The sequence below is a fragment of the Ramlibacter agri genome, from assembly GCF_012927085.1.
Classification (GTDB): domain Bacteria; phylum Pseudomonadota; class Gammaproteobacteria; order Burkholderiales; family Burkholderiaceae_C; genus Ramlibacter; species Ramlibacter agri.
In genome coordinates this window covers 1,069,878-1,087,985 of sequence record NZ_JABBFX010000001.1, presented here as the reverse complement: position 1 = coordinate 1,087,985, position 18,108 = coordinate 1,069,878, and the positions used below count along the sequence as shown (strand labels likewise).

General features: G+C 68.3%; 22 protein-coding genes. 6 read left to right on the top strand and 16 right to left on the bottom strand.

Annotation, left to right across the window (positions count from 1 at the left end; all coding sequences use genetic code 11):
- The first annotated feature begins 171 nt into the window (after positions 1 to 171).
- Positions 172 to 1,755 (top strand): sensor domain-containing diguanylate cyclase, encoded by a 1,584-nt coding sequence (locus tag HHL11_RS05275; RefSeq protein WP_169417379.1) that lies wholly within the window; start codon positions 172 to 174, stop codon positions 1,753 to 1,755.
- On the opposite strand, the gene HHL11_RS05270 is transcribed toward HHL11_RS05275, so the two are convergent.
- Genes HHL11_RS05270 through HHL11_RS05245 form a run of 6 tightly spaced genes read right to left on the bottom strand, consistent with a single transcriptional unit; the run spans position 1,752 to position 6,565 of the window.
- On the bottom strand, positions 1,752 to 2,555 hold the full coding sequence (locus HHL11_RS05270; protein WP_169417378.1) for a DNA alkylation repair protein: 804 nt from the start codon (positions 2,553 to 2,555) through the stop codon (positions 1,752 to 1,754). The two genes, HHL11_RS05275 and HHL11_RS05270, sit on opposite strands and share 4 nt — an antisense overlap.
- Positions 2,555 to 3,139: an SCO family protein gene (locus HHL11_RS05265; RefSeq protein WP_169417377.1), complete on the bottom strand. Its 585-nt coding sequence runs from the start codon at positions 3,137 to 3,139 to the stop codon at positions 2,555 to 2,557. The genes HHL11_RS05270 and HHL11_RS05265 overlap by 1 nt, the downstream gene beginning before the upstream one ends.
- A gap of 7 nt (positions 3,140 to 3,146) precedes the next feature.
- Positions 3,147 to 4,022: a heme o synthase gene (gene cyoE / locus HHL11_RS05260; protein ID WP_169417376.1), complete on the bottom strand. Its 876-nt coding sequence runs from the start codon at positions 4,020 to 4,022 to the stop codon at positions 3,147 to 3,149.
- Positions 4,019 to 5,161, bottom strand: a complete 1,143-nt coding sequence (locus tag HHL11_RS05255) for a COX15/CtaA family protein (RefSeq protein WP_169417375.1) — start codon at positions 5,159 to 5,161, stop codon at positions 4,019 to 4,021. The genes cyoE and HHL11_RS05255 overlap by 4 nt, the downstream gene beginning before the upstream one ends.
- A gap of 5 nt (positions 5,162 to 5,166) precedes the next feature.
- Entirely contained in the window at positions 5,167 to 5,883 is a 717-nt protein-coding gene (locus HHL11_RS05250) for an SCO family protein (RefSeq protein WP_169417374.1), read from the bottom strand.
- On the bottom strand, positions 5,831 to 6,565 hold the full coding sequence (locus tag HHL11_RS05245; protein WP_342593177.1) for an SURF1 family protein: 735 nt from the start codon (positions 6,563 to 6,565) through the stop codon (positions 5,831 to 5,833). The genes HHL11_RS05250 and HHL11_RS05245 overlap by 53 nt, the downstream gene beginning before the upstream one ends.
- A 30-nt stretch (positions 6,566 to 6,595) precedes the next feature.
- Between HHL11_RS05245 and HHL11_RS05240 the strand changes: the two genes are divergently transcribed.
- Positions 6,596 to 6,814 (top strand): twin transmembrane helix small protein, encoded by a 219-nt coding sequence (locus HHL11_RS05240; RefSeq protein WP_205964210.1) that lies wholly within the window; start codon positions 6,596 to 6,598, stop codon positions 6,812 to 6,814.
- A gap of 49 nt (positions 6,815 to 6,863) precedes the next feature.
- On the opposite strand, the gene HHL11_RS05235 is transcribed toward HHL11_RS05240, so the two are convergent.
- The 8 genes from HHL11_RS05235 to HHL11_RS05205 form a co-directional block, all read right to left on the bottom strand.
- A complete protein-coding gene (locus tag HHL11_RS05235; protein WP_169417372.1) occupies positions 6,864 to 7,745 on the bottom strand; it encodes a cytochrome c oxidase subunit 3 in 882 nt (293 codons plus the stop codon).
- 40 nt (positions 7,746 to 7,785) lie between these two features.
- A complete protein-coding gene (locus HHL11_RS05230) occupies positions 7,786 to 7,968 on the bottom strand; it encodes a DUF2970 domain-containing protein (RefSeq protein WP_169417371.1) in 183 nt (60 codons plus the stop codon).
- The gene (locus HHL11_RS05225; protein WP_169419921.1) at positions 7,965 to 8,522 is read right to left on the bottom strand and encodes a cytochrome c oxidase assembly protein; all 558 of its coding nucleotides are present in this window, start codon (positions 8,520 to 8,522) and stop codon (positions 7,965 to 7,967) included. Before HHL11_RS05225 ends, HHL11_RS05230 begins: the two co-directional genes overlap by 4 nt.
- Complete coding sequence (locus HHL11_RS34295; RefSeq protein WP_240980009.1) at positions 8,518 to 8,631, bottom strand: cytochrome oxidase small assembly protein; 114 nt, start codon at positions 8,629 to 8,631, stop codon at positions 8,518 to 8,520. Before HHL11_RS34295 ends, HHL11_RS05225 begins: the two co-directional genes overlap by 5 nt.
- An 8-nt stretch (positions 8,632 to 8,639) precedes the next feature.
- The gene (ctaD, locus tag HHL11_RS05220) at positions 8,640 to 10,325 is read right to left on the bottom strand and encodes a cytochrome c oxidase subunit I (RefSeq protein WP_169417370.1); all 1,686 of its coding nucleotides are present in this window, start codon (positions 10,323 to 10,325) and stop codon (positions 8,640 to 8,642) included.
- 26 nt (positions 10,326 to 10,351) lie between these two features.
- The gene (coxB, locus tag HHL11_RS05215; protein WP_169417369.1) at positions 10,352 to 11,506 is read right to left on the bottom strand and encodes a cytochrome c oxidase subunit II; all 1,155 of its coding nucleotides are present in this window, start codon (positions 11,504 to 11,506) and stop codon (positions 10,352 to 10,354) included.
- Between the two features lie 58 nt (positions 11,507 to 11,564).
- A complete protein-coding gene (locus HHL11_RS05210; protein WP_169419920.1) occupies positions 11,565 to 12,041 on the bottom strand; it encodes a DUF2244 domain-containing protein in 477 nt (158 codons plus the stop codon).
- Positions 12,042 to 12,132: 91 nt separating this feature from the next.
- On the bottom strand, positions 12,133 to 13,026 hold the full coding sequence (locus HHL11_RS05205; RefSeq protein ID WP_169417368.1) for a malonyl-ACP O-methyltransferase BioC: 894 nt from the start codon (positions 13,024 to 13,026) through the stop codon (positions 12,133 to 12,135).
- Between the two features lie 22 nt (positions 13,027 to 13,048).
- Between HHL11_RS05205 and HHL11_RS05200 the strand changes: the two genes are divergently transcribed.
- Both HHL11_RS05200 and trmL read left to right on the top strand, forming a co-directional pair.
- Entirely contained in the window at positions 13,049 to 13,750 is a 702-nt protein-coding gene (locus tag HHL11_RS05200; RefSeq protein ID WP_169417367.1) for a phosphoribosyltransferase family protein, read from the top strand.
- 10 nt (positions 13,751 to 13,760) lie between these two features.
- Complete coding sequence (gene trmL / locus HHL11_RS05195; RefSeq protein WP_169417366.1) at positions 13,761 to 14,234, top strand: tRNA (uridine(34)/cytosine(34)/5-carboxymethylaminomethyluridine(34)-2'-O)-methyltransferase TrmL; 474 nt, start codon at positions 13,761 to 13,763, stop codon at positions 14,232 to 14,234.
- 156 nt (positions 14,235 to 14,390) lie between these two features.
- On the opposite strand, the gene HHL11_RS05190 is transcribed toward trmL, so the two are convergent.
- Positions 14,391 to 14,846 (bottom strand): MaoC family dehydratase, encoded by a 456-nt coding sequence (locus tag HHL11_RS05190; RefSeq protein WP_169417365.1) that lies wholly within the window; start codon positions 14,844 to 14,846, stop codon positions 14,391 to 14,393.
- A 39-nt stretch (positions 14,847 to 14,885) separates the two neighbouring features.
- Positions 14,886 to 15,503 carry a ParA family protein gene (locus HHL11_RS05185; RefSeq protein ID WP_169417364.1) on the bottom strand — a complete coding sequence of 206 codons (618 nt, stop codon included), beginning with the start codon at positions 15,501 to 15,503 and terminating at the stop codon, positions 14,886 to 14,888.
- 61 nt (positions 15,504 to 15,564) lie between these two features.
- Between HHL11_RS05185 and kefF the strand changes: the two genes are divergently transcribed.
- Entirely contained in the window at positions 15,565 to 16,209 is a 645-nt protein-coding gene (kefF, locus tag HHL11_RS05180; protein ID WP_169417363.1) for a glutathione-regulated potassium-efflux system oxidoreductase KefF, read from the top strand.
- Positions 16,210 to 18,099 (top strand): glutathione-regulated potassium-efflux system protein KefC, encoded by a 1,890-nt coding sequence (gene kefC, locus HHL11_RS05175; RefSeq protein ID WP_169417362.1) that lies wholly within the window; start codon positions 16,210 to 16,212, stop codon positions 18,097 to 18,099.
- The last annotated feature ends 9 nt before the right edge of the window (positions 18,100 to 18,108 follow it).

The window sequence follows — 18,108 nt, the reverse complement described above, 5'->3', positions numbered from 1 at the left end:
CAGCCGTGCCTGCAACAATCGTGGGCGATGCTGAGGTTCGTATTCCAGACGCTGTGCGCCCTGCTGCTTGCCTGCGCCACGGCAATGGCCGCGGCGCCCGCGCGGCTCCCGGCCGGTGACATTCCCATTGCGGAACCGCAGGGCGAAGAGCCCACTCCGCTCTACCCTTTCATGCGGTCCTGGATCGACGACGAGGGCCTGGCGAAGATCGACCAGGTCGAGAAGCAGGCCGAGACCCTGCCCTGGACGCGCCGCCGCGCGGAACAGTCCGACCGCCTCGACGGCAAGGCCTTGTGGCTGCAGTTCGACGCCCGCATCGCGGACGCGGATGAATGGTTCGTCGAGGTCGGCGGCGCCGGCATCGACCGCGTGCAGCTGTTCTACCGCAACAAGGCAACTGGCGCCTGGGTGGTCCAGGAAGCCGGCGACAGCCAGCCCACCTCCGTCTGGCCCATCCCGGGCCGCTACCCCACCTTCGAGCTCGCGCCCGCGAGCAATGGCGTGGTCCGCTACTGGATGCGGATCGAGCACACCCACCTGGACTTCGCAGCCCCGGTGACGCTGTACCGCGAGCGCACGTTGCTGTCCAAGCGGGACCGCGAGCAGTTCCTGCTGGGCGCCTACTTCGGCGTCTCCGCCCTGCTGGCGCTGGCCGCGCTGGCGAGCGGCCTGGCCTTCCGCGACCGCGCCTTCCTGGCCTTCGCCGCCTACATCGTGGTGGTGGGCGCGAGCCAGCTGGCACGCGCCGGCCTGGGCGCGGAGCACATCTGGCCCGACTGGCCTTACTGGAACGACCTGGCGGTGCTGGCCTGGCCAGGGCTGCCGGTGGCCGCGGGACTCTGGTTCGTGCGCCTGGTCACCGAGCCGGCGCGGCTCTCGCGCGGGCTGGACCTCGGCGTCTTTGGCCTGGTCGCGGCGATCCTGCTGGCCGTGGCGCTGGACGCCATGCTGCAGACGCGCGGCACCATGGAGCTGGTTCTGATCTTCAGCGGCCTGGCGCTGGCGGCGCTGGTGGCGATGATGGTCTGGGGCTGGATCGACGGGCGCGACCGCGACCTGCGGTTGATCGCCCTGGGCTTCCTGCCCCTGGTCGTGCTGGCGTTGTTCCCGCTGGCGCGCGCCTTCAACCTGATCCCGGTGAGCCTGCTCACGCGCTACGCCGTGTTCTTCGGCACCGCGCTGCAGATGCCCGTCCTCTATTACGCGCTGCAGGTGCGCAGCGTGCGCCGGCGCGAGGCCTCGGTGCGGGCCGCGGCGCTGGCCCACACCGACGCGCTCACCGGCCTGGCGCACCGCGGCACGCTGGTCGGGCGGCTGGAGACTTCGCTGGTCCGCGCGCGCAACCAGAAGGTGAAGCTCGCGCTGCTGGGCGTGCGCATCGCCAACCTCGGCGCCATCGCCGACGAGTTCGGGCGCGAAGCGGTCGACAAGGCGCTGGTGGTGGCGGCCTCGCACCTGCGCCGCTGCATCAACGACATCGAGATGGCCGCGCGCGTCGGCGACGCCGAGTTCGCCGTGCTGATGGAAGGCCCGATGGACGGCCCGTCCGTGACGTCGCGGGCCCAGCAGATCGTCGCCAGCGGCTTGCGCCAGACCGAAGCCTTGCCGGCGGCGCTGACGCTCAAGTTCAACGTGACCGTGGCGCTGATCCCGCACGAGGCGCTGGATGGAGCCACCACGCTGCAGTGGGTGGTGGACGCGCTGGACCTGTTCGAGAAGGATGCGCGGAAGCTGATCCGGCCGTTGAATTTCTAGGCCATGCTCCGGCGGGCGCGCTTGACGATGTACGCGGTCGCCGGGGAAGCATCGGAAGCCGCCCACTCTTCGCACACCCGATCCACCCACTCCGGCTGGGTCTTCGCCGCGTCGTTCAGCCAGTTCGCCACCGAGTTCTGCACGTAGCGGCTGGCGTCGGCGCGCAGCGGCTGCAGCAGGGGCAGGCCGCGCCAGGGCTCGGCCTTCAGCGCGTCGATCTGCGCGCACCAGACGCCACGCGGGCGCGTCGCCTCGCTGGCGAAGCGGCGGATGTTGGGGTCGGGATGCGTGGCCCAGGGCGCGAGCAGGCACACGGCGGTCTCCACGTCGCCCGCGATCTCGTCGCGCACCGCCATCCACGCCATCTCGCGGACGCCGAAATGCGGATCGGCGGCGAAGCGGAAGACCGCCTGCAGTTTCTCCGGCAGCGGCATGCGCGCAAAGGCGACCCACTGCGCGGCCCAACAGCGCGCGACGTCGCTGGCGTGCGTGGCCAGAGCGTGCGCGATCGCATCGCGATCGACGCGCGGCTCGGCCAGGTCGTAGAAGGCGCGCGCCACGTGCGAGTGGCGCTTCACCGGCGGGAAGGCTGGGAGCATCGCCAGCGTGTCCTGCAGGCGCTCGGCCTGCGGCTCCAGGCCGATGTGCTGGGCGACGTTGGCGGCCAGCAGCGGCAGGTCCAGTGCCAGGAACTCGTTGAGGTTGACCGTGGGAATCGCGCCGGCGTTCAGCGCCAGCAGCACCTCGGGCGGGATCAGCGCGATGCGCGCGGCGCCCTTTCGCCCAAGGAGCTGTTCCATCACGCCTGCTGCTGGATCAGCAGCTTGATGTCGTCGGCCAGCGCCTGCGGGCCGCTGCCGAAGCGCGTGTACAGGCGCAGCCGCCCTTGCGGGTCGTAGACGAAGCTGGCCGCCGAATGGTCCATGGTGTAGCTGCCGGGCGTTTTGCCTTCGACCTTCTTGTAGTAGACCTTGAAGTCCTTGGCGACGGCGGCGGTCTGCTCGAGGTTGCCGCGCAGCGCGATGAAATTCGGGTCGAAGTTGGCCATGTAGGCCTTCAGGATCTCGGGCGTATCGCGCTCCGGGTCGACCGTGATGAAGATGCCCTGCACCTTGTCGCCGTCCGGCCCCAGCAGCTTCTTCGCCTGCGCGATCTCGGCCAGCGTCGTCGGGCAGACGTCGGGGCACTGCGTGTAGCCGAAGAACACCACCACCACCTTGCCGGCGAAGTCCTTCAAGGTGCGGACCTTGCCGTTCTGGTCGGGCAGCTGGAAATCGCGGGCGTAGTCGACGCCGGTGATGTCCACGGCCTTGAACTGCGGCTTGCTCTCGGTGCAGGCCGCCAGCGCGGCAAGCGAAAGAAGGACGGTGCGTCGGTGCAGCATGGCAGCCTCAGAAGAACAGGTAGTGGTCCACCAGCAGCGCCGCGAACAGCACGCTCAGGTGGATCAGGGAGAAACGGAAGGTCTTGCGCGCGAGCGCGTCGGAGTACTCGCGCCACAGCCGGAAGCCGTACCAGGTGAAGCCGGCGCTCAGCACCAGCGCGACGACCAGGTACAGCCAGGAGCTCATGCCGTAGGCGAAGGGCATCAGGCAGGCGGCGAACAGCACCAGCGTGTACAGCAGGATCTGCAGCCGCGTGAACTCGTTGCCGTGCGTCACCGGCAGCATGGGCAACCCGGACTTGCGGTAGTCCTCCACCCGGTACAGCGCCAGCGCCCAGAAGTGCGGCGGGGTCCAGAGGAAGATGATCAGGAACAGGATCAGCGCCTGCGGCCCGACCTCGCCGGTCATCGCAGCCCAGCCCAGCACCGGCGGCATGGCGCCCGAGGCGCCGCCGATCACGATGTTCTGCGGCGTCAGCGGCTTCAGGATGACGGTGTAGATGACGGCATAGCCGACGAAGGTGGCGAGCGTCAGCCACATCGTGAGCGGATTCACCCAGGCGTACAAGACGCAGCAGCCGATCGCGCACAGCACCGCGGCGAACAGCAATGTCTGCCAGTCGCTCAACTCGCCGCGCGCGGTGGGCCGCCAGGCCGTGCGGCGCATCTTGGCGTCGATGCCCTTCTCCACCAGGCAGTTGAAGGCGGCGGCCGCGCCGGCCACCAGCCAGATGCCGGCGCAGGCGATGACCGCCAGCAGCACTTCGTGCCACGAGGGCAGGCCGGGCACGGCCAGCACCATGCCGATCAGCGCGCAGAAGACGATCAGCTGCACGACGCGCGGCTTGGTGAGCGCATAGAACTGGCGCCAGTGCGAAGTCATGCCCGCACCTCCCGCGCGTGCGCGCTGCGCGCCACGGTGTCTTCGGCGCGGCTTTCGCGGATCGCCCAGGTCAGGGCGACCACGAGGCCGGCAGCGCCACCCGTGTGGGCCAGCGCCGCCACCATCGGCCAGCCCAGCACGACGTTCGACAGGCCGGACAGGAACTGCCACCCAAGCAGCACGCCCAGCCATTTCGCGAAGCGGTGCAGCGGACCGCGCCGCAGCTGCCAGGCCAGCACGCCCAGCACCAGGAACACCGCGTAGGCCGCGAGCCGGTGCGTGTAATGGATGGCGGTGAGCGCGTAGAAGGTGATCGGTTCGCCGGCGCCCGTCATGCCCAGGTGGCGCCACAGCTCGAAGCCCTGCGCGAAATTCATCGGCGGCCACCACGAGCCCTGGCAGGTCGGGAAGCTGCTGCAGGCCAGCACCGCATAGTTGGTGCTGACCCAGCCGCCCAGCGCCACCTGCAGCCACAGCAACGCATAGGCCGCGATCAGCCACCCGCGCAACGGCGCGGCAAGCGCCAGCGGCCCCGAGCCGCGCTGGGCCTGGCGGTATGCGACTTCCTGCACCGTCAGCAGCGCCAGCAGCACCATGCCGCCCAGCAGGTGCAGGGTGACGATCGCCGGGAACAGCTTCATCGTCACCGTGAGCGCGCCGAAGGCGGCCTGCACGCAGATCCACAACACGGTCGCCGTCGGCCACCAGGGGCTGACGGCGAGGTCGCGGCGGCGCCACCAGGTCGCGGCGGCGAGGGTCAGCGCCAGGATGCCGATGCCGCCCGCGAGATAGCGGTGGACCATCTCGATCCACGCTTTCGAATGCGTCACCGGGCCTTCGGGCAGGCGCACTTCCTCGGCGCGGATCTGCGCCGATGCGCCCGTGGGGCTGGTGTTGCCGTAGCAGCCCGGCCAATCGGGGCAGCCGAGGCCGGAGTCGGTGAGGCGCGTGAAGGCGCCGAACAGCACCAGGTCGAAACTCAGGAACAGGGTGAGCACCGTCAGGGCCACGACCCACTGGCCGCGCCCGGCCTGGCGATGGCGCAGCCAGACCCAGGTCAGCGGGCCGCTGGCCACGGCAAGGCCCACCAGCAGCAGGCTGATGGCGGGCGTGAGGTCGTACAGCGAAGCGTCCGTCATGCCAGTCAGTTGTTCGGGCGTCCGGGCTGGTCCCAGCCCGCGGAGCCGCGCATCAGCCGCTCCAGGTCGCGCCGCGCCTTCGCCGGTTCCACGCCGGCGGGGAAACGCATCATCCAGTGGCCCATGGGGTCGACCACGTACAGGTGCTCGGCCAGCGCATGGCCAGCCTCGGGTGCCAGCCATTGCGCCAGCTGCGCCGGGTCCATGCGCAGCACGGTGGCGGTGGCCAGGCCGGGCTTGAGCGCCTCGCGCACCGGTGCCTGGTCGTCGACCAGCCAGACCCAGTCCATGCGCTCCTTGTCCCGGCCCAGGCCCTCGCGCAGCTGCCGCTGCAGGTACAGGTGGCGCTCGCACTTCGCGTCGCAGGCGCCGCCGGCCACGCTCACCAGCAGCCACTGGCCCTGCAGGCTGGTCAGGTTCACCGCCTGGCCGTCGAGCGTGCGCGCGGCCACCGGCGGGATCGGGCGCTGCGGCTCGATCAGCTCGCCGTAGCTGCGATGGCCCTCCGGCCGGATCACGTAGTACGTCAAATAGGAGGCGACCACGGGCGCTGCGCACACCAGCATCACGGCCAGCATCTTCCAGCGGCCGGAGCGCGTGCGCTGCTCGTCGACGAGCGCCGCTTCCTGCGGCAGCGGCAGCGAGTGCACCGTCAGCCCGAGCGGCTGGTCAAAGGCCCCGGTGTCGGCGGCGGCGGGGTTGGACGAGTTGGAACCAGACATAGAGGACGGCGATCAGGCCGGCGATGGCCCACCACTGGAAGGCATACCCATAGTTCTTGTCGGCGCCGCTGCCGGCCTGCGGCCACTGCCGCTGCAGGCCTTCGGAGGCGGCGCCTTCCTGCTGCACGGACACGGGCAGCAAAGGCAGGCCGGTTTCCGCACGGAAGCCGGCCACTTCGAGATTCTGCCGGATCGTCCCGGCCTCATCCGGGCCGAAGGAATAAAGCTTGGCCGGCGACGGGGCGACGCGGCCTCGCACCTCCACCGTGCCGGGCGGCGTCTGCACCAGCGGCAGCGCCGTGCGCTGCTGGAAATTGCGCGGCGCCCAGCCCCGCTGCACCAGCACCACGTCGCGGCTGTGCTCCAGCCGCAGCGGCGTGACCACGTAGAAGCCCGGCGCGCCATTCATCTGCCGGTTGTCGAGCCAGACAGTGTGTTCGGGGAGCCACTGGCCACGCACGGTGACCGCCCGGTGCAGGATTTCCGGATCGTCGCCCTTCGGGTGCACGGCCGCACTGCGCACCAGCGCCTCCGCATCGACCGGCGCCAGTTGCTCCTGGCGCACCTGGGCGTCGTGCAAGGCGGTGCGCATCTCGCCGCGGCCCCATTGCCAGAAGCCCAGGGAGACCGTGACCGCGATGCCAATAAGGGCCGCCAGCGCGATGATCACGCGTTTCATCATGCGGCCTGCCCCGGCGGGATAATCGCAGCCATGAAAATCCTCGTGGCCCTGGGCTTCGTCGCCATCCTCGCCAGCCTGGGCTCGGCGCTGTATTTCATGATGACCGAAGGCAGGAACGGCAAGCCCAAGACCAACAACATGGCCCGGGCGCTGGCTTTCCGCGTCGGTTTTTCCATCCTGGTGTTCCTCGGAATCCTGCTGGCCTGGAAGCTGGGATATATCCGGCCCACCGGAATTCCCCTGCACTAAGAAAAAAGGGCCGCGCTTGCGGCCCTTTCCTCAGGCGCCGGGCCCGGCTTCAGAGCCAGTACACCAGCGTGTACAGCCCCAGCCAGACCACGTCCACGAAGTGCCAGTACCAGGCGGCGCCTTCGAAGCCGAAGTGGCGCTCGGGGGTGAAGTGGCCCTTCATGATGCGGATGGTGATGAAGAACAGCATCAGCATGCCGACGAGCACGTGGAAGCCGTGGAAGCCGGTCAGCATGAAGAAGGTGGAACCGTAGGCGCCCGAGCGCAGCGTCAGGTTCATCTCGTGGGCGGCGTGCCAGTACTCGAAGGCCTGCACGCAGACGAAGGTGAAACCCAGCAGCACGGTGACCCACATCCAGAAGATGGTGGCGCCGCGCTTGTTGTCGCGCAGCAGGTGGTGGGCAATCGTCAGCGTGACGCCGGACGACAGCAGCAGCGCCGTGTTGATGGTCGGCAGCCAGAACGGCGTCATCGTCTCGAAGGGCTCGATGATGCCGCCGGGCGAAGCGGTGGCACCGGGCGAGACGCTGGGCCACACGGCCTTGAAGTCGGGCCACAGCAGCGCGTTGTCCACGCTGCCCAGCGCCGGCACGGAGTGCGAGCGCATCCACCACAGGGCGGTGAAGAAGGCGCCGAAGAACATCACCTCCGAGAAGATGAACCAGCTCATGCTCCAGCGGTACGAGAGGTCGATCTTGCGGCCGTACAGGCCGCTTTCGTTTTCGCGGATCGCGTCGCCGAACCACTGGGACAGCACCCAGAACAGCCACAGCAGGCCGAAGGCCAGCGCGTACATGCCGAAGTGCTCGCCGTTGATCCAGTTGGCGGCGCCGAAGATGACGAAGAACAACCCGAACGCCGCGAACACCGGGTGGCGCGAGGGCTGGGGAACGAAGTAGTGGGGCGTGGTGCCCGGTGCGCTAGAGCTCATCTTGACTCCTGATCCTCTATCCGTTTCTTTCTTTCGATCTTCAGTGCTTGACCACCCAGTTCACCAGGGCGATCAGCGCTCCCACAAAGACTGCCACCGCCACCAGCGCCACCGCGATCACCGCGAACGGGTTGACCTTGCCCAGGTCCTCCTCCATCCCGCTGCGCTTGCGGATGCCGATGAAAGACCACAGCACGGTCTTCACGGTGCGCCCGAAACTCATCCCGGCGCCTCCGGCATCTTGCCTCCCACCTCGAAGAAGGTGTACGACAGCGTGATCGTGTTCACGTCCTTGGGCAGCTTGGGGTCGACCACGAAGGCCACCGGCCACTGCCTCTTCTCGCCCGGCTCCAGCGTGTACTGGTTGAAGCAGAAGCATTCCAGCTTGTTGAAGTACGGGCCGGCGTTGCGCGGCGCGTAGCTGGGGATGGCCTGCGCCGACATGCGCCTGGGCTGCGTGTTCTGGAATTCGTACATCACCGTGGCCAGTTCGCCCGGATGCACGGTGACCTGCGCGGTCAGCGGCTTGAACGCCCACAGCCCGTGCGAATTGCCGTCGAACTGCACGGTGATCGTGCGGGCGGCGTCGACCTGGGTGTTGGGCCGCGCGGTGGAACCGCCCGGCACTTCCTTCTCGCCGAACGCCAGGATGTTGATGCCGGTGATTTCGCAGATATGCCGGTACAGCGGAATCATCGCGTAGCCGAAGCAGAACATGCCGGCCGCCACGACGGCCAGCTTGCGCAACATCAGGGCGTTCTCGCGGCGCATTTCAATGGCCCAGGAAAGCCATCTTCGCGAAGAAGCCGAGGAAGAACACCAGCGCGATGGAGGCCAGGATCAGCCCCAGCCGCACGTTGGCCTTGCGGCGTTCCTTGTCGTCCATGTCCATGCTCAGTGGTGCACCGCGCCGGGGTGTTCCGGCTGCACGCGGGCGTCGAGCACGCGGGTGGCGGTCGGGTCCAGGCGGGGCGGCGTCTCGAAGGTGTGGAAGGGCGCCGGCGACGGCACTTCCCATTCCAGGCCCTCGGCGCCCTTGCCGTCCGGGTCGTTCCACGGGCGCTGCGGCGCCGGCTCGCCCTTGCCGCGCAGCATGGGCAGCACGATGGCGAAGAAGAAGTACACCTGGGCGAAGCCGAAGAAGAACGCGCCGACGGAAGCCACCGCGTTGAAGTCGGCGAACTGCGCCGGGTAGTCGGCGTAGCGGCGCGGCATGCCGGCCAGGCCCAGGAAGTGCATCGGGAAGAAGGCGACGTTGAAGGAGATCAGCGACCACCAGAAGTGGATCTTGCCGCGGGCCTCGTTGTACATCACGCCGGTCCATTTGGGGGACCAGTAGTAGAAGCCGGAGAACATCGCGTACAGCGAGCCGGCCACCAGCACGTAGTGGAAGTGCGCCACCACGTAGTAGGTGTCCTGCAGCAGCAGGTCGATCGGCGCCATGGCCAGGATCAGGCCCGTGAAGCCGCCCATCGTGAACACGAAGATGAAGCCCACGGCGAACAGCATCGGCGTCTCGAAGGTCATCGAGCCCTGCCACATCGTCGCGATCCAGTTGAAGATCTTCACGGCCGTCGGCACCGCGATCAGCATCGTCGCGTACATGAAGAACAGCTGGCCCGTCACCGGCATGCCGGTGGTGAACATGTGGTGCGCCCACACGATGAAGGACAGGATGGCGATCGAGCTGGTCGCGTACACCATCGAGGCGTAGCCGAACAGGCGCTTGCGCGCGAAGGCCGGCACGACCTGGCTGATGATGCCGAAGGCCGGCAGGATCATGATGTAGACCTCGGGGTGGCCGAAGAACCAGAAGATGTGCTGGTACATCACCGGGTCGCCGCCGCCCGCGGGGTTGAAGAACGTCGTGCCGAAGTGGCGGTCGGTCAGCGTCATCGTGATCGCGCCGGCCAGCACGGGCATCACCGCGATCAGCAGGTAGGCCGTGATCAGCCAGGTCCAGGCGAACATCGGCATCTTCATCAGCGACATGCCGGGGGCACGCATGTTGAGGATGGTCACGATGATGTTGATCGAGCCCATGATCGAGGAGGCGCCCAGGATGTGCATCGCGAAGATGCCGGCGTCCATCGACGGGCCCATCTGCAGCGTCAGCGGCGCGTACAGCGTCCAGCCGGCGGCGGGGGCGCCACCGGGCACGAAGAACGAGCCCACCAGCATCAGCGCCGCCGGGATCATCAGCCAGAAGCTGAAGTTGTTCATCCGCGCGAAGGCCATGTCGGGCGCGCCGATCTGCAGCGGGATCATCCAGTTCGCGAAGCCCACGAAGGCCGGCATGATCGCGCCGAACACCATGATCAGGCCGTGCATGGTGGTGAGCTGGTTGAACAGCTCGGGGTTCACCAGCTGCAGGCCGGGCTCGAACAGCTCGGCGCGGATCAGCATCGCGAGCGTGCCGCCGATCATCAGCATGGTGAAGGAGAACAGCAGGTACAGCGTGCCGATGTCCTTGTGATTGGTCGCGTAGACCCAGCGACGCCAGCCGGTCGGGGCGTGCGCGTGGTGGTCGTCATGGCCTTGGGCGTGGCCGTGGCCGTGGGGATCGAGAACTGCGCTCATGGTCTTCCTCTATTCCTCTGCCCGGTTCACTTGCCGCGCTGCGCCAGCACTTCGGCGGGCTGGACCAGCTGGCCCGTCTTGTTGGACCAGTGGTTCTTCGTGAAGGTGATGACGGCGGCGATGTCGGTGTCGCTCAACTGGCCCTTCCAGGCCGGCATGGCGTTGCGGCCGTTCAGCACGACGTGGATCTGCTTGGTCTTGTCGGCGTCCTGGACGATCGCCGAGCCGTCCAGCGGAAGGATCGGGCCGGCGCCCTTGCCGTTCGGCTGGTGGCAGGCGGCACAGGTGTTGGCGTAGACCTTCTCGCCGCGGACCATGATGTCGTTCAGCGCCCAAACCTTGTTCGGGTCATCCTGCTTGGCGGCCATCACCTTCTTCTGGTCGTCCACCCACTTGGTGTAGTCCTGGGCCGAGACCACCTTCACGTGGATCGGCATGAAGGCGTGTTCCTTGCCGCACAGCTCGTAGCACTGGCCGTAGAAGTCGCCCACCGTTTCGGCGCGGAACCAGGTGTCGCGCACGAAGCCGGGGATGGCGTCCTGCTTGACGCCGAAGGCCGGCACGCCCCAGGCGTGGATCACGTCGTTGGCGGTGGTGATGATGCGGACCTTCTTGTTGACGGGGACCACCAGCGGGTTGTCCACCTTCAGCAGGAAGTTGTCGGGCAGGTCGGCGGTGGCGCCTTCGTTGGACAGTTCGCGGTGCACCGGGTCCAGCGTGGACAGGAAGCTCACGCCCTGGCCTTCGCCGGCCAGGTAGTCGTAGCCCCACTTCCACTGGTAGCCGGTGGCCTTGATGGTGAGGTCGGCGTTGCTGGTGTCCTTGGAGGCGACCAGCACCTTGGTGGCCGGCAGCGCCATCAGGATCACGATGACGAAGGGGATGATGGTCCAGATCACTTCCACCGTCACCGACTCGTGGAAGTTGGCCGGCTTGTGGCCCACGGACTTGCGGTGCTTCCAGATGGAATAGAACATCACCGAGAACACCGCCACGAAGATCACCACGCAGGTGACCATCATGAAGGAGTGCAGCCACGCCTGCTCCTCGGCGATGCGCGTCACGGGGGGATGCAGGTTGATTTGACGGACGGCGGGCCCGCCGGGCAGGGAGTTCACCGCGTGGGCCGCTCCGACGCCGGCGCCAATGAGTGACGCCACGATCTTCGAAACACTCTTCATCGTTTTCAGCCTCAAGCCTTCAATTCAAAAAACCGTCCCGTGCGATCCTGGCAGCCGCTCAAGTCTCCCGCAGCGCCTGCCGGATCTCCCTCGCCAGCGCCGGCCGCAGTTCCGGCCTGAGATAGCGCCCCACAGTCACCCTCCGGCCCTGGCCGGACACCTCGATCAGCGATCGCTCGTCCGCCGCCGGCTCCACCCGGACCCAGTCCCGGTTGAATTCCGCCCGCTCCAGGCGGCCCGCGTTCTCCGTCTCCACCACCAGCCTGCGGCCCTGCAGCAGGATGTGCTCGCGGTCGGCCGCGTGCCGTGCATACGCCAGGAAGGCAATGCCGACAGCGGCCAGTTCGAGCCAGGCGAAGGGGAGAATCAGTACCGCCCCCTGGAACCAGAAAAAGGTTCCGATTCCGAGCGACACGACGCACAGCGAGGCGTATAGCCAGCCCAGCTGGGCCGGCGTCACCGAGCAGTTGCGCCTCAGGAACCAGTGGATGGCCTGGCCCTGGACAGTGGCGAAACGAAATACGAGGTTCGACACGGGCGACGCACGCAAAATCAACCGGGGATTGTAGCGGGAGCCTGCCTAAGGCTTTCCCTAGCTTGCGCTCTTGAGAAAGCTCAACTCCGGGCTATTCGCGGCCACGCTTGTCAGCCTGCAGCATGGCCCGCATGTCTTCCAGCGAGACGCTGCTCTTTTCGCTGACCTTCGCGCGCGGCAGGGGCTTCAGCGCGTGGCCGTAAATGACCTCGAAGGTGAGTGCAAGCTGCCCGTCCGGGCCGCGCAGGTGCTGGTCCAGCGCATCCTCGAGGCGCTGTTTCCAGGCCCGCCCGCGCAGCGCCGGGAAGCGCCCGGGATGCAGGTTGGCGCCCAGCTCGCGCAGCTCCTGCAGCAGCCGCCCGGGGCTGGCAAAGGACAGCGTGATGCGCTCCATGTCCATCACCGGCTCGGCGAAGCCGCTGGCCACCAGCATGTCGCCCCAGTCGTGCATGTCGGTGAATTCGTGGGCCGGCGCCGGCCAGACTAGGGCCGCATACAACGCGCGCAGCTCCTTCAGCGTGTCGGGCCCGAGGCAGGAAAACATCAGGAAGCCGTCGACGGCCAGCGCCTGGTGCCACTCGCGCATCAGCTCCGTCGGCTCCGCGCTCATGTGCAGCAGCATGTTGGCCCAGAGCATCTGCACCGTGCCGGGGGCGACCGGGCCGATGGCGGGGCCGCCTCCGCCCAGGCGCCGCCACCAGGGCTTGGCCAGGCTGGCCTTGGCCACCGCCTCCCGCCGCGGCTCGGGCTCGACCACGTGCACCACGGCCTGGGGATAGCGCTGGGCGATCTGCTGGTGGACGGCCAGGCCGCCGCGCACCGGCTCCCAGTCGGCCCAGGCCGTGGGGGCGCGCTTGATCCACTCCAGGCGCTCCTCCATGCGGCGGCCCACTTCCTCGTGCAGCCAGGGGCTGCCGGCGGGCGCGGCGTGCTGCCAGCGCGCGGCGGCGGCGGGGCTGATGGTGGGCGGACGTTCTGTGGCCATGGGGCGCCGAGTATATTGACCCATGCGCACCGCCTGGCTGCAAAAGGTGGCGAAAGCCGCCCCGAGCCGCTGCGCCGTCTGCGGCGCCTGGCCGGCCCATGCCCTGTGCGCCGCCTGCCTGGAGCGCTTCGCCCGCCCGCGGCTGCGCTGCCGGCGCTGCGCCCTGCCGGTCCCGGAAGGCATCGTCACCTGCGGCGCCTGCCTGCACGCCAGCCCGCCCCTGGACGCCTGCTACGCCGCCGTCTCTTACGGCTATCCCTGGTCCAGCCTGGTCGCGCGCTTCAAGTTCCACGGCGAGCCCGGCTGGGCCCGCAGCCTGTCGGGGTTGATGCGTTCCGTGCCCGGCGTGGCCCAGGAGCTGGACGCCGCCGACCTCGTCCTGCCGATGCCGCTGGCCACGACCCGGCTGGCCGAGCGCGGCTTCAACCAGGCCGTGCAGCTGGCCCGGGAGATCGCGTCCGGCAAGACCGAAACCCGCCTGCTGCTGCGCCTGCGTGACACGGCAGCCCAGGCCTCGCTGGACCGGTCGGCGCGCGAAGGCAACGTCAAAGGGGCTTTCGGGGTGGATCCCCTGCGGGTTCACGAGCTGAAGGGGAAGTCGGCGCTGCTGGTCGACGACGTGATGACCAGCGGGGCGTCGCTGCATGCGGCAGCGGTGGCCGTGCGCGCGGCGGGAGCGGCGCGCGTCAGCGCCCTCGTGTTGGCGCGGACCGACCCGCCCTGACAATCGGGGCATGTTCCGCATCGTCCTGGTCACCCCCGAGATCCCGCCCAACACCGGCAACGTCATCCGCCTGGCCGCCAACACCGGCTGCGCGCTGCACCTGATCGAGCCGCTGGGCTTCTCCATGGACGACAAGCACATGCGGCGCGCCGGCCTGGACTACCACGAGTACGCCGAGGTGAAGCGGCACGCGGACTGGGACGCCTTCCTGCAGGCTGAATCCCCCGACGCTCGACGCATGTTCGCCCTCACGACCAAGGCGACGCGGGCCGTGCACGACGTGGCTTATGCGGCCGGCGACTGGCTGGTGTTCGGCTCGGAAACGCGCGGCCTGGGCCCGGAGATGCTGGAGCGCTTCGCGCCGCCGCAGCGCCTGCGCCTGCCGATGCGCCCGGGCCAGCGCAGCCTGAACCTGTCGAACGCGGTGGCGGTGACGGTGTTCGAAGCGTGGCGGCAGCTGGGCTTCGCTGGGTCAGCGGGCTGAATTGAGGCACAAAAGCAATATTTGGTTTCGATCGGCTGTGTTTGAAAGCCAACGCGGCCCCACCATCTCTTTCTTGACCAGCCCTGACAAGGCAGGCCAGGCAACCCAGACTCCTTTCTTCACTCGCCCCACTTCGGTGGGGCTCTTTTTTGCCGTTCAGGGGTACGCCCTGGACAGGGACTCGGCGATACAGGCCGGTTTGTCGCTTCCTTCACGCTGCACCGTCACTTGCCAGGTCAACTGCGTGCCGCCGTCGGCGAGTTGCTCGCAGGCGAGCAGCTTGATCGCGGCGCGCAAGCGGCTGCCAGCCGGCACGGGAGCGGTGAAACGGACGCGGTTCAAGCCATAGTTCACGCCCATCCGTGTGTTACGGATTTCCAGCGCCGTTGCGAAGAATGTCGGCAGCAGCGACAGCGTCAGGAAGCCATGGGCGATGGGCGCGCCGAAGGGGCCCGCCTTGGCCCGCTCTACGTCGACGTGGATCCACTGGTGGTCACCGGTGGCCTGGGCGAAGAGGTCGATCTGCTGCTGGGTGACGGTGAGCCAGTCGCTGGTCACGACCTCCTGGCCCACGCAGGACGGCAGCTCGGCAAGGGATTCGAAGATGCGCATCGGCGCAATGTAGCGCCGGGCCGGGCCGCGCTATGTCCCTCACGCGTCGAGCCAGTGGCAGATCCCTTCCCACTGCTCGAGGTCGCGCTCCACCTTGCCCGGCGCCAGGTCCCACAAGGTCAAGCCGCGGGCCGCCAGGTGCACGTAGTTCTGCGTCGGCCGCAGCAAGCCCAGCACCGGCAGCCCCAGTCCACCGACGAACTCCTGCAGTTTCTCCGCCGCGATGGTGCGGCTGTCCACGCGCGTGCCGATGATGCCCACCTGCATGCGGCTGGCCTTGCCATGCTGCGCCAGCTGGTCGACGAAGTTGCGGGTGGCGTAGATGTCGAAGATGCTGGGCGACAGGGGAACCACGACCTTGTCCGCCAGCTTCAGCGCCTCCTGGAACATTCGCCCGTGCAGCCCCGCGGCCGTGTCCAGCACCACGTGCGTGGTGCCCTTGGGCGGGCGCGCCAGCTTGTCCTTGTGCACCTCCCAGCTGCTGATGGGACGCGCCTCGGGCGGGCGCAGGCGCAGCCAGAGCAGGGAGGACTGCTGCCTGTCGGCATCTCCCAGCATGACCTGATGGCCACGGCTGGCGTAGTAGCCTGCGATATTGGTGGCGATGGTCGATTTCCCGACTCCGCCCTTGGGGTTCGCAACGACGACGACCGGCATGCAACGGACTCCTCGGCTGCGCGGCCCCACAGCAGAAGCCGCTTACGCTATGTTAACGACCATGGATGAGTTCGCAAACCGGCCTTCCGGACCAGGCATCCACGTCCTGGCCGCCCACCCCAACTGGCGCGAATCCCGGGTCAACCGGGTGCTGTTCCAGCGGGCCCGGGCCGTGCCCGGCGTGACCGTGCAGGACCTGTACGCCCGCTACCCCGATTTCGACATCGATACCGCCGCCGAACAGGCCCAGGCCAGCAACGCGCGCCTGCTGGTGCTGCTGCACCCGATCCAGTGGTATTCGATGCCCGCCCTCATGAAGCTCTGGCTCGACGAAGTGCTCGCCTACGGCTGGGCCTACGGACCCGGCGGCACCGCCCTGCAGGGCAAGGATATCTGGCTGGTGGCGACCACCGGCGGCCCGGAATCCTCGTACCACCCGCAAGGTTACAACCGCTACTTCTTCGACGCCTTCCTGCCGCCCTACGAGCAGACCGCGGCGCTATGCGGCATGCGCTTCCTGCCGCCCCTGATGCTGCATGGTGCCCACCGCGCGAGCCCGGCGGAAGTGCAGGCGCACGCCGAGGTTTTCGCGCAGCGGCTCGCCAGCTATCCCGACTGGCCCGAGATGGCCGACCTCGCATCCTGCCCCGCCTGCAACGTGCCCACCACCGACCGGCCGGTCCCCCACGACGAAAGGTTGGCCTGAATGGAACACACGCCTGCGTGGCTGACCAATACGCTGGTCTATCTTGCCGCGGCCGTGGTCGCGGTGCCGCTGTCGCGCGCCATCGGCCTCGGCGCCATCCTCGGCTACCTCGCCGCCGGCATCGTCATCGGCCCCTGGGGCCTGGGCCTGGTGAGCAACGTGGAGGACATCCTGCATTTCGCCGAGTTCGGCGTGGTGCTGATGCTGTTCCTGATCGGCCTGGAGCTGGAGCCGCGCCGGCTCTGGAGCTTGCGCCGGCCCATCTTCGGCTGGGGCAGCGCACAGGTGCTCGGATGCGCAGCTTTGCTTGCTGTCGTCGGCGTGCTGGCCGGTGCGCCCTGGCGCGTCTCGCTGGTGGCGTCGCTGGGGCTCGCGCTGTCGTCCACCGCGATCGCGCTGCAGGTGATGGGCGAGCGCAACCTGCTGCCCACCAGCAGCGGGCAATCGGGCTTCTCCATCCTGCTGTTCCAGGACGTCGCCGCCATTCCCATCCTGGCGCTGCTGCCGCTGCTGGGCGTGCACCTGGCCGACGACGCGCAGCCGGATTCGCTGTGGCTGCTGGCCGGCAAGATCGTCGGCGTCATCGTCGTCATCGTGCTGGGCGGCCGGCTGGCGATGCGGCCGCTGTTCCGCATGATCGCCAAGAGCCGCACGCCGGAGATCTTCACCGCCGCGGCGCTGCTGCTCGTGGTGGCGATCGCCGCGCTGATGCAGCTGGTGGGCCTGTCGATGGCACTGGGCGCCTTCCTGGCCGGCGTGCTACTCGCAGAGAGCGAATACCGGCGCGAGCTGGAAACCGACATCGAGCCCTTCAAGGGCCTGCTGCTGGGCCTGTTCTTCATCGCCGTCGGCATGAGCATCGACTTCGGCGTGCTGCTGCAATCGCCCGGCAAGGTGGCCCTGCTGGTGCTGTCGCTGCTGCTGCTGAAGTCGCTGGTGATCTGGACGATCGCCAAGCCCATGGGCATCCCGCTGCAGGAGCGGCCGGTGTTCACGGTGCTGCTGGCGCAGGGCGGCGAGTTCGCCTTCGTGGTCTTCCAGGCCGCCGTGACCGAGCGCGTGTTTCCAGCGGAGACGGCTTCGCTGCTGGTCGGCGCGGTGGCGGTGTCGATGCTGCTCAGCCCGCTGCTTCTTGTTGCCGTGGACCGCTACGTGCTGCCGCGGCTGAACGCGGCGAGCCGCCCTGTTCTATCGGAGCTGAGCGAGCAGCAGCACGCGCCGGTCATCATCGCGGGCTTCGGCCGCTACGGCCAGATGGTGGGCCGCCTGCTGAACGCGCAGGGCTTCGGCGCCACGGTGCTGGACCACGACGCCGACATGATCGAAGCCGCGCGCTCCTTCGGCTACAAGGTGTTCTATGGCGACGCCACGCGGCTGGACATGCTGCGCACCGCCGGCGCCGAAACGGCGCGCGTGCTGGTGGTGGCGGTGGACGACCGCGACCAGTGCCTGCGCATCGTCGACCTCGTGCGCGAGAACTTCCCCAAGCTCGAACTCGTCGTGCGCGCGATCGACGTCACGCACTGGAACGAACTGCGTGACCGCGGCGTGATGCGCGTGGAGCGCGAAGTGTTCGAGTCCAGCCTGCGCAGCGGCCGCACCGTGCTGGAGCTGCTGGGAATGCAGCCCTACGAAGCGCGCCGCCAGGCCCAGCGCTTCCGGCGCCACAACCTGGAACTGTTCGAGAAGATGTACCCCTTCCACCGTGACCGCGCCAAGATGATCGCCGTCATCAAGGAAGGCCGCCAGCAGCTGGAGGAACAGATGGCACGCGAGCGCGCCGAGAACGAGGAGCGCCGCAAGCAGAACGAGGACCGGCGGCCGGGTTGGGACGAGCCGGAGATGGATTTCAACGAGCGGCCGGCGACGGAGAAGGACGGGCTCCACTGAGGGAGCAAG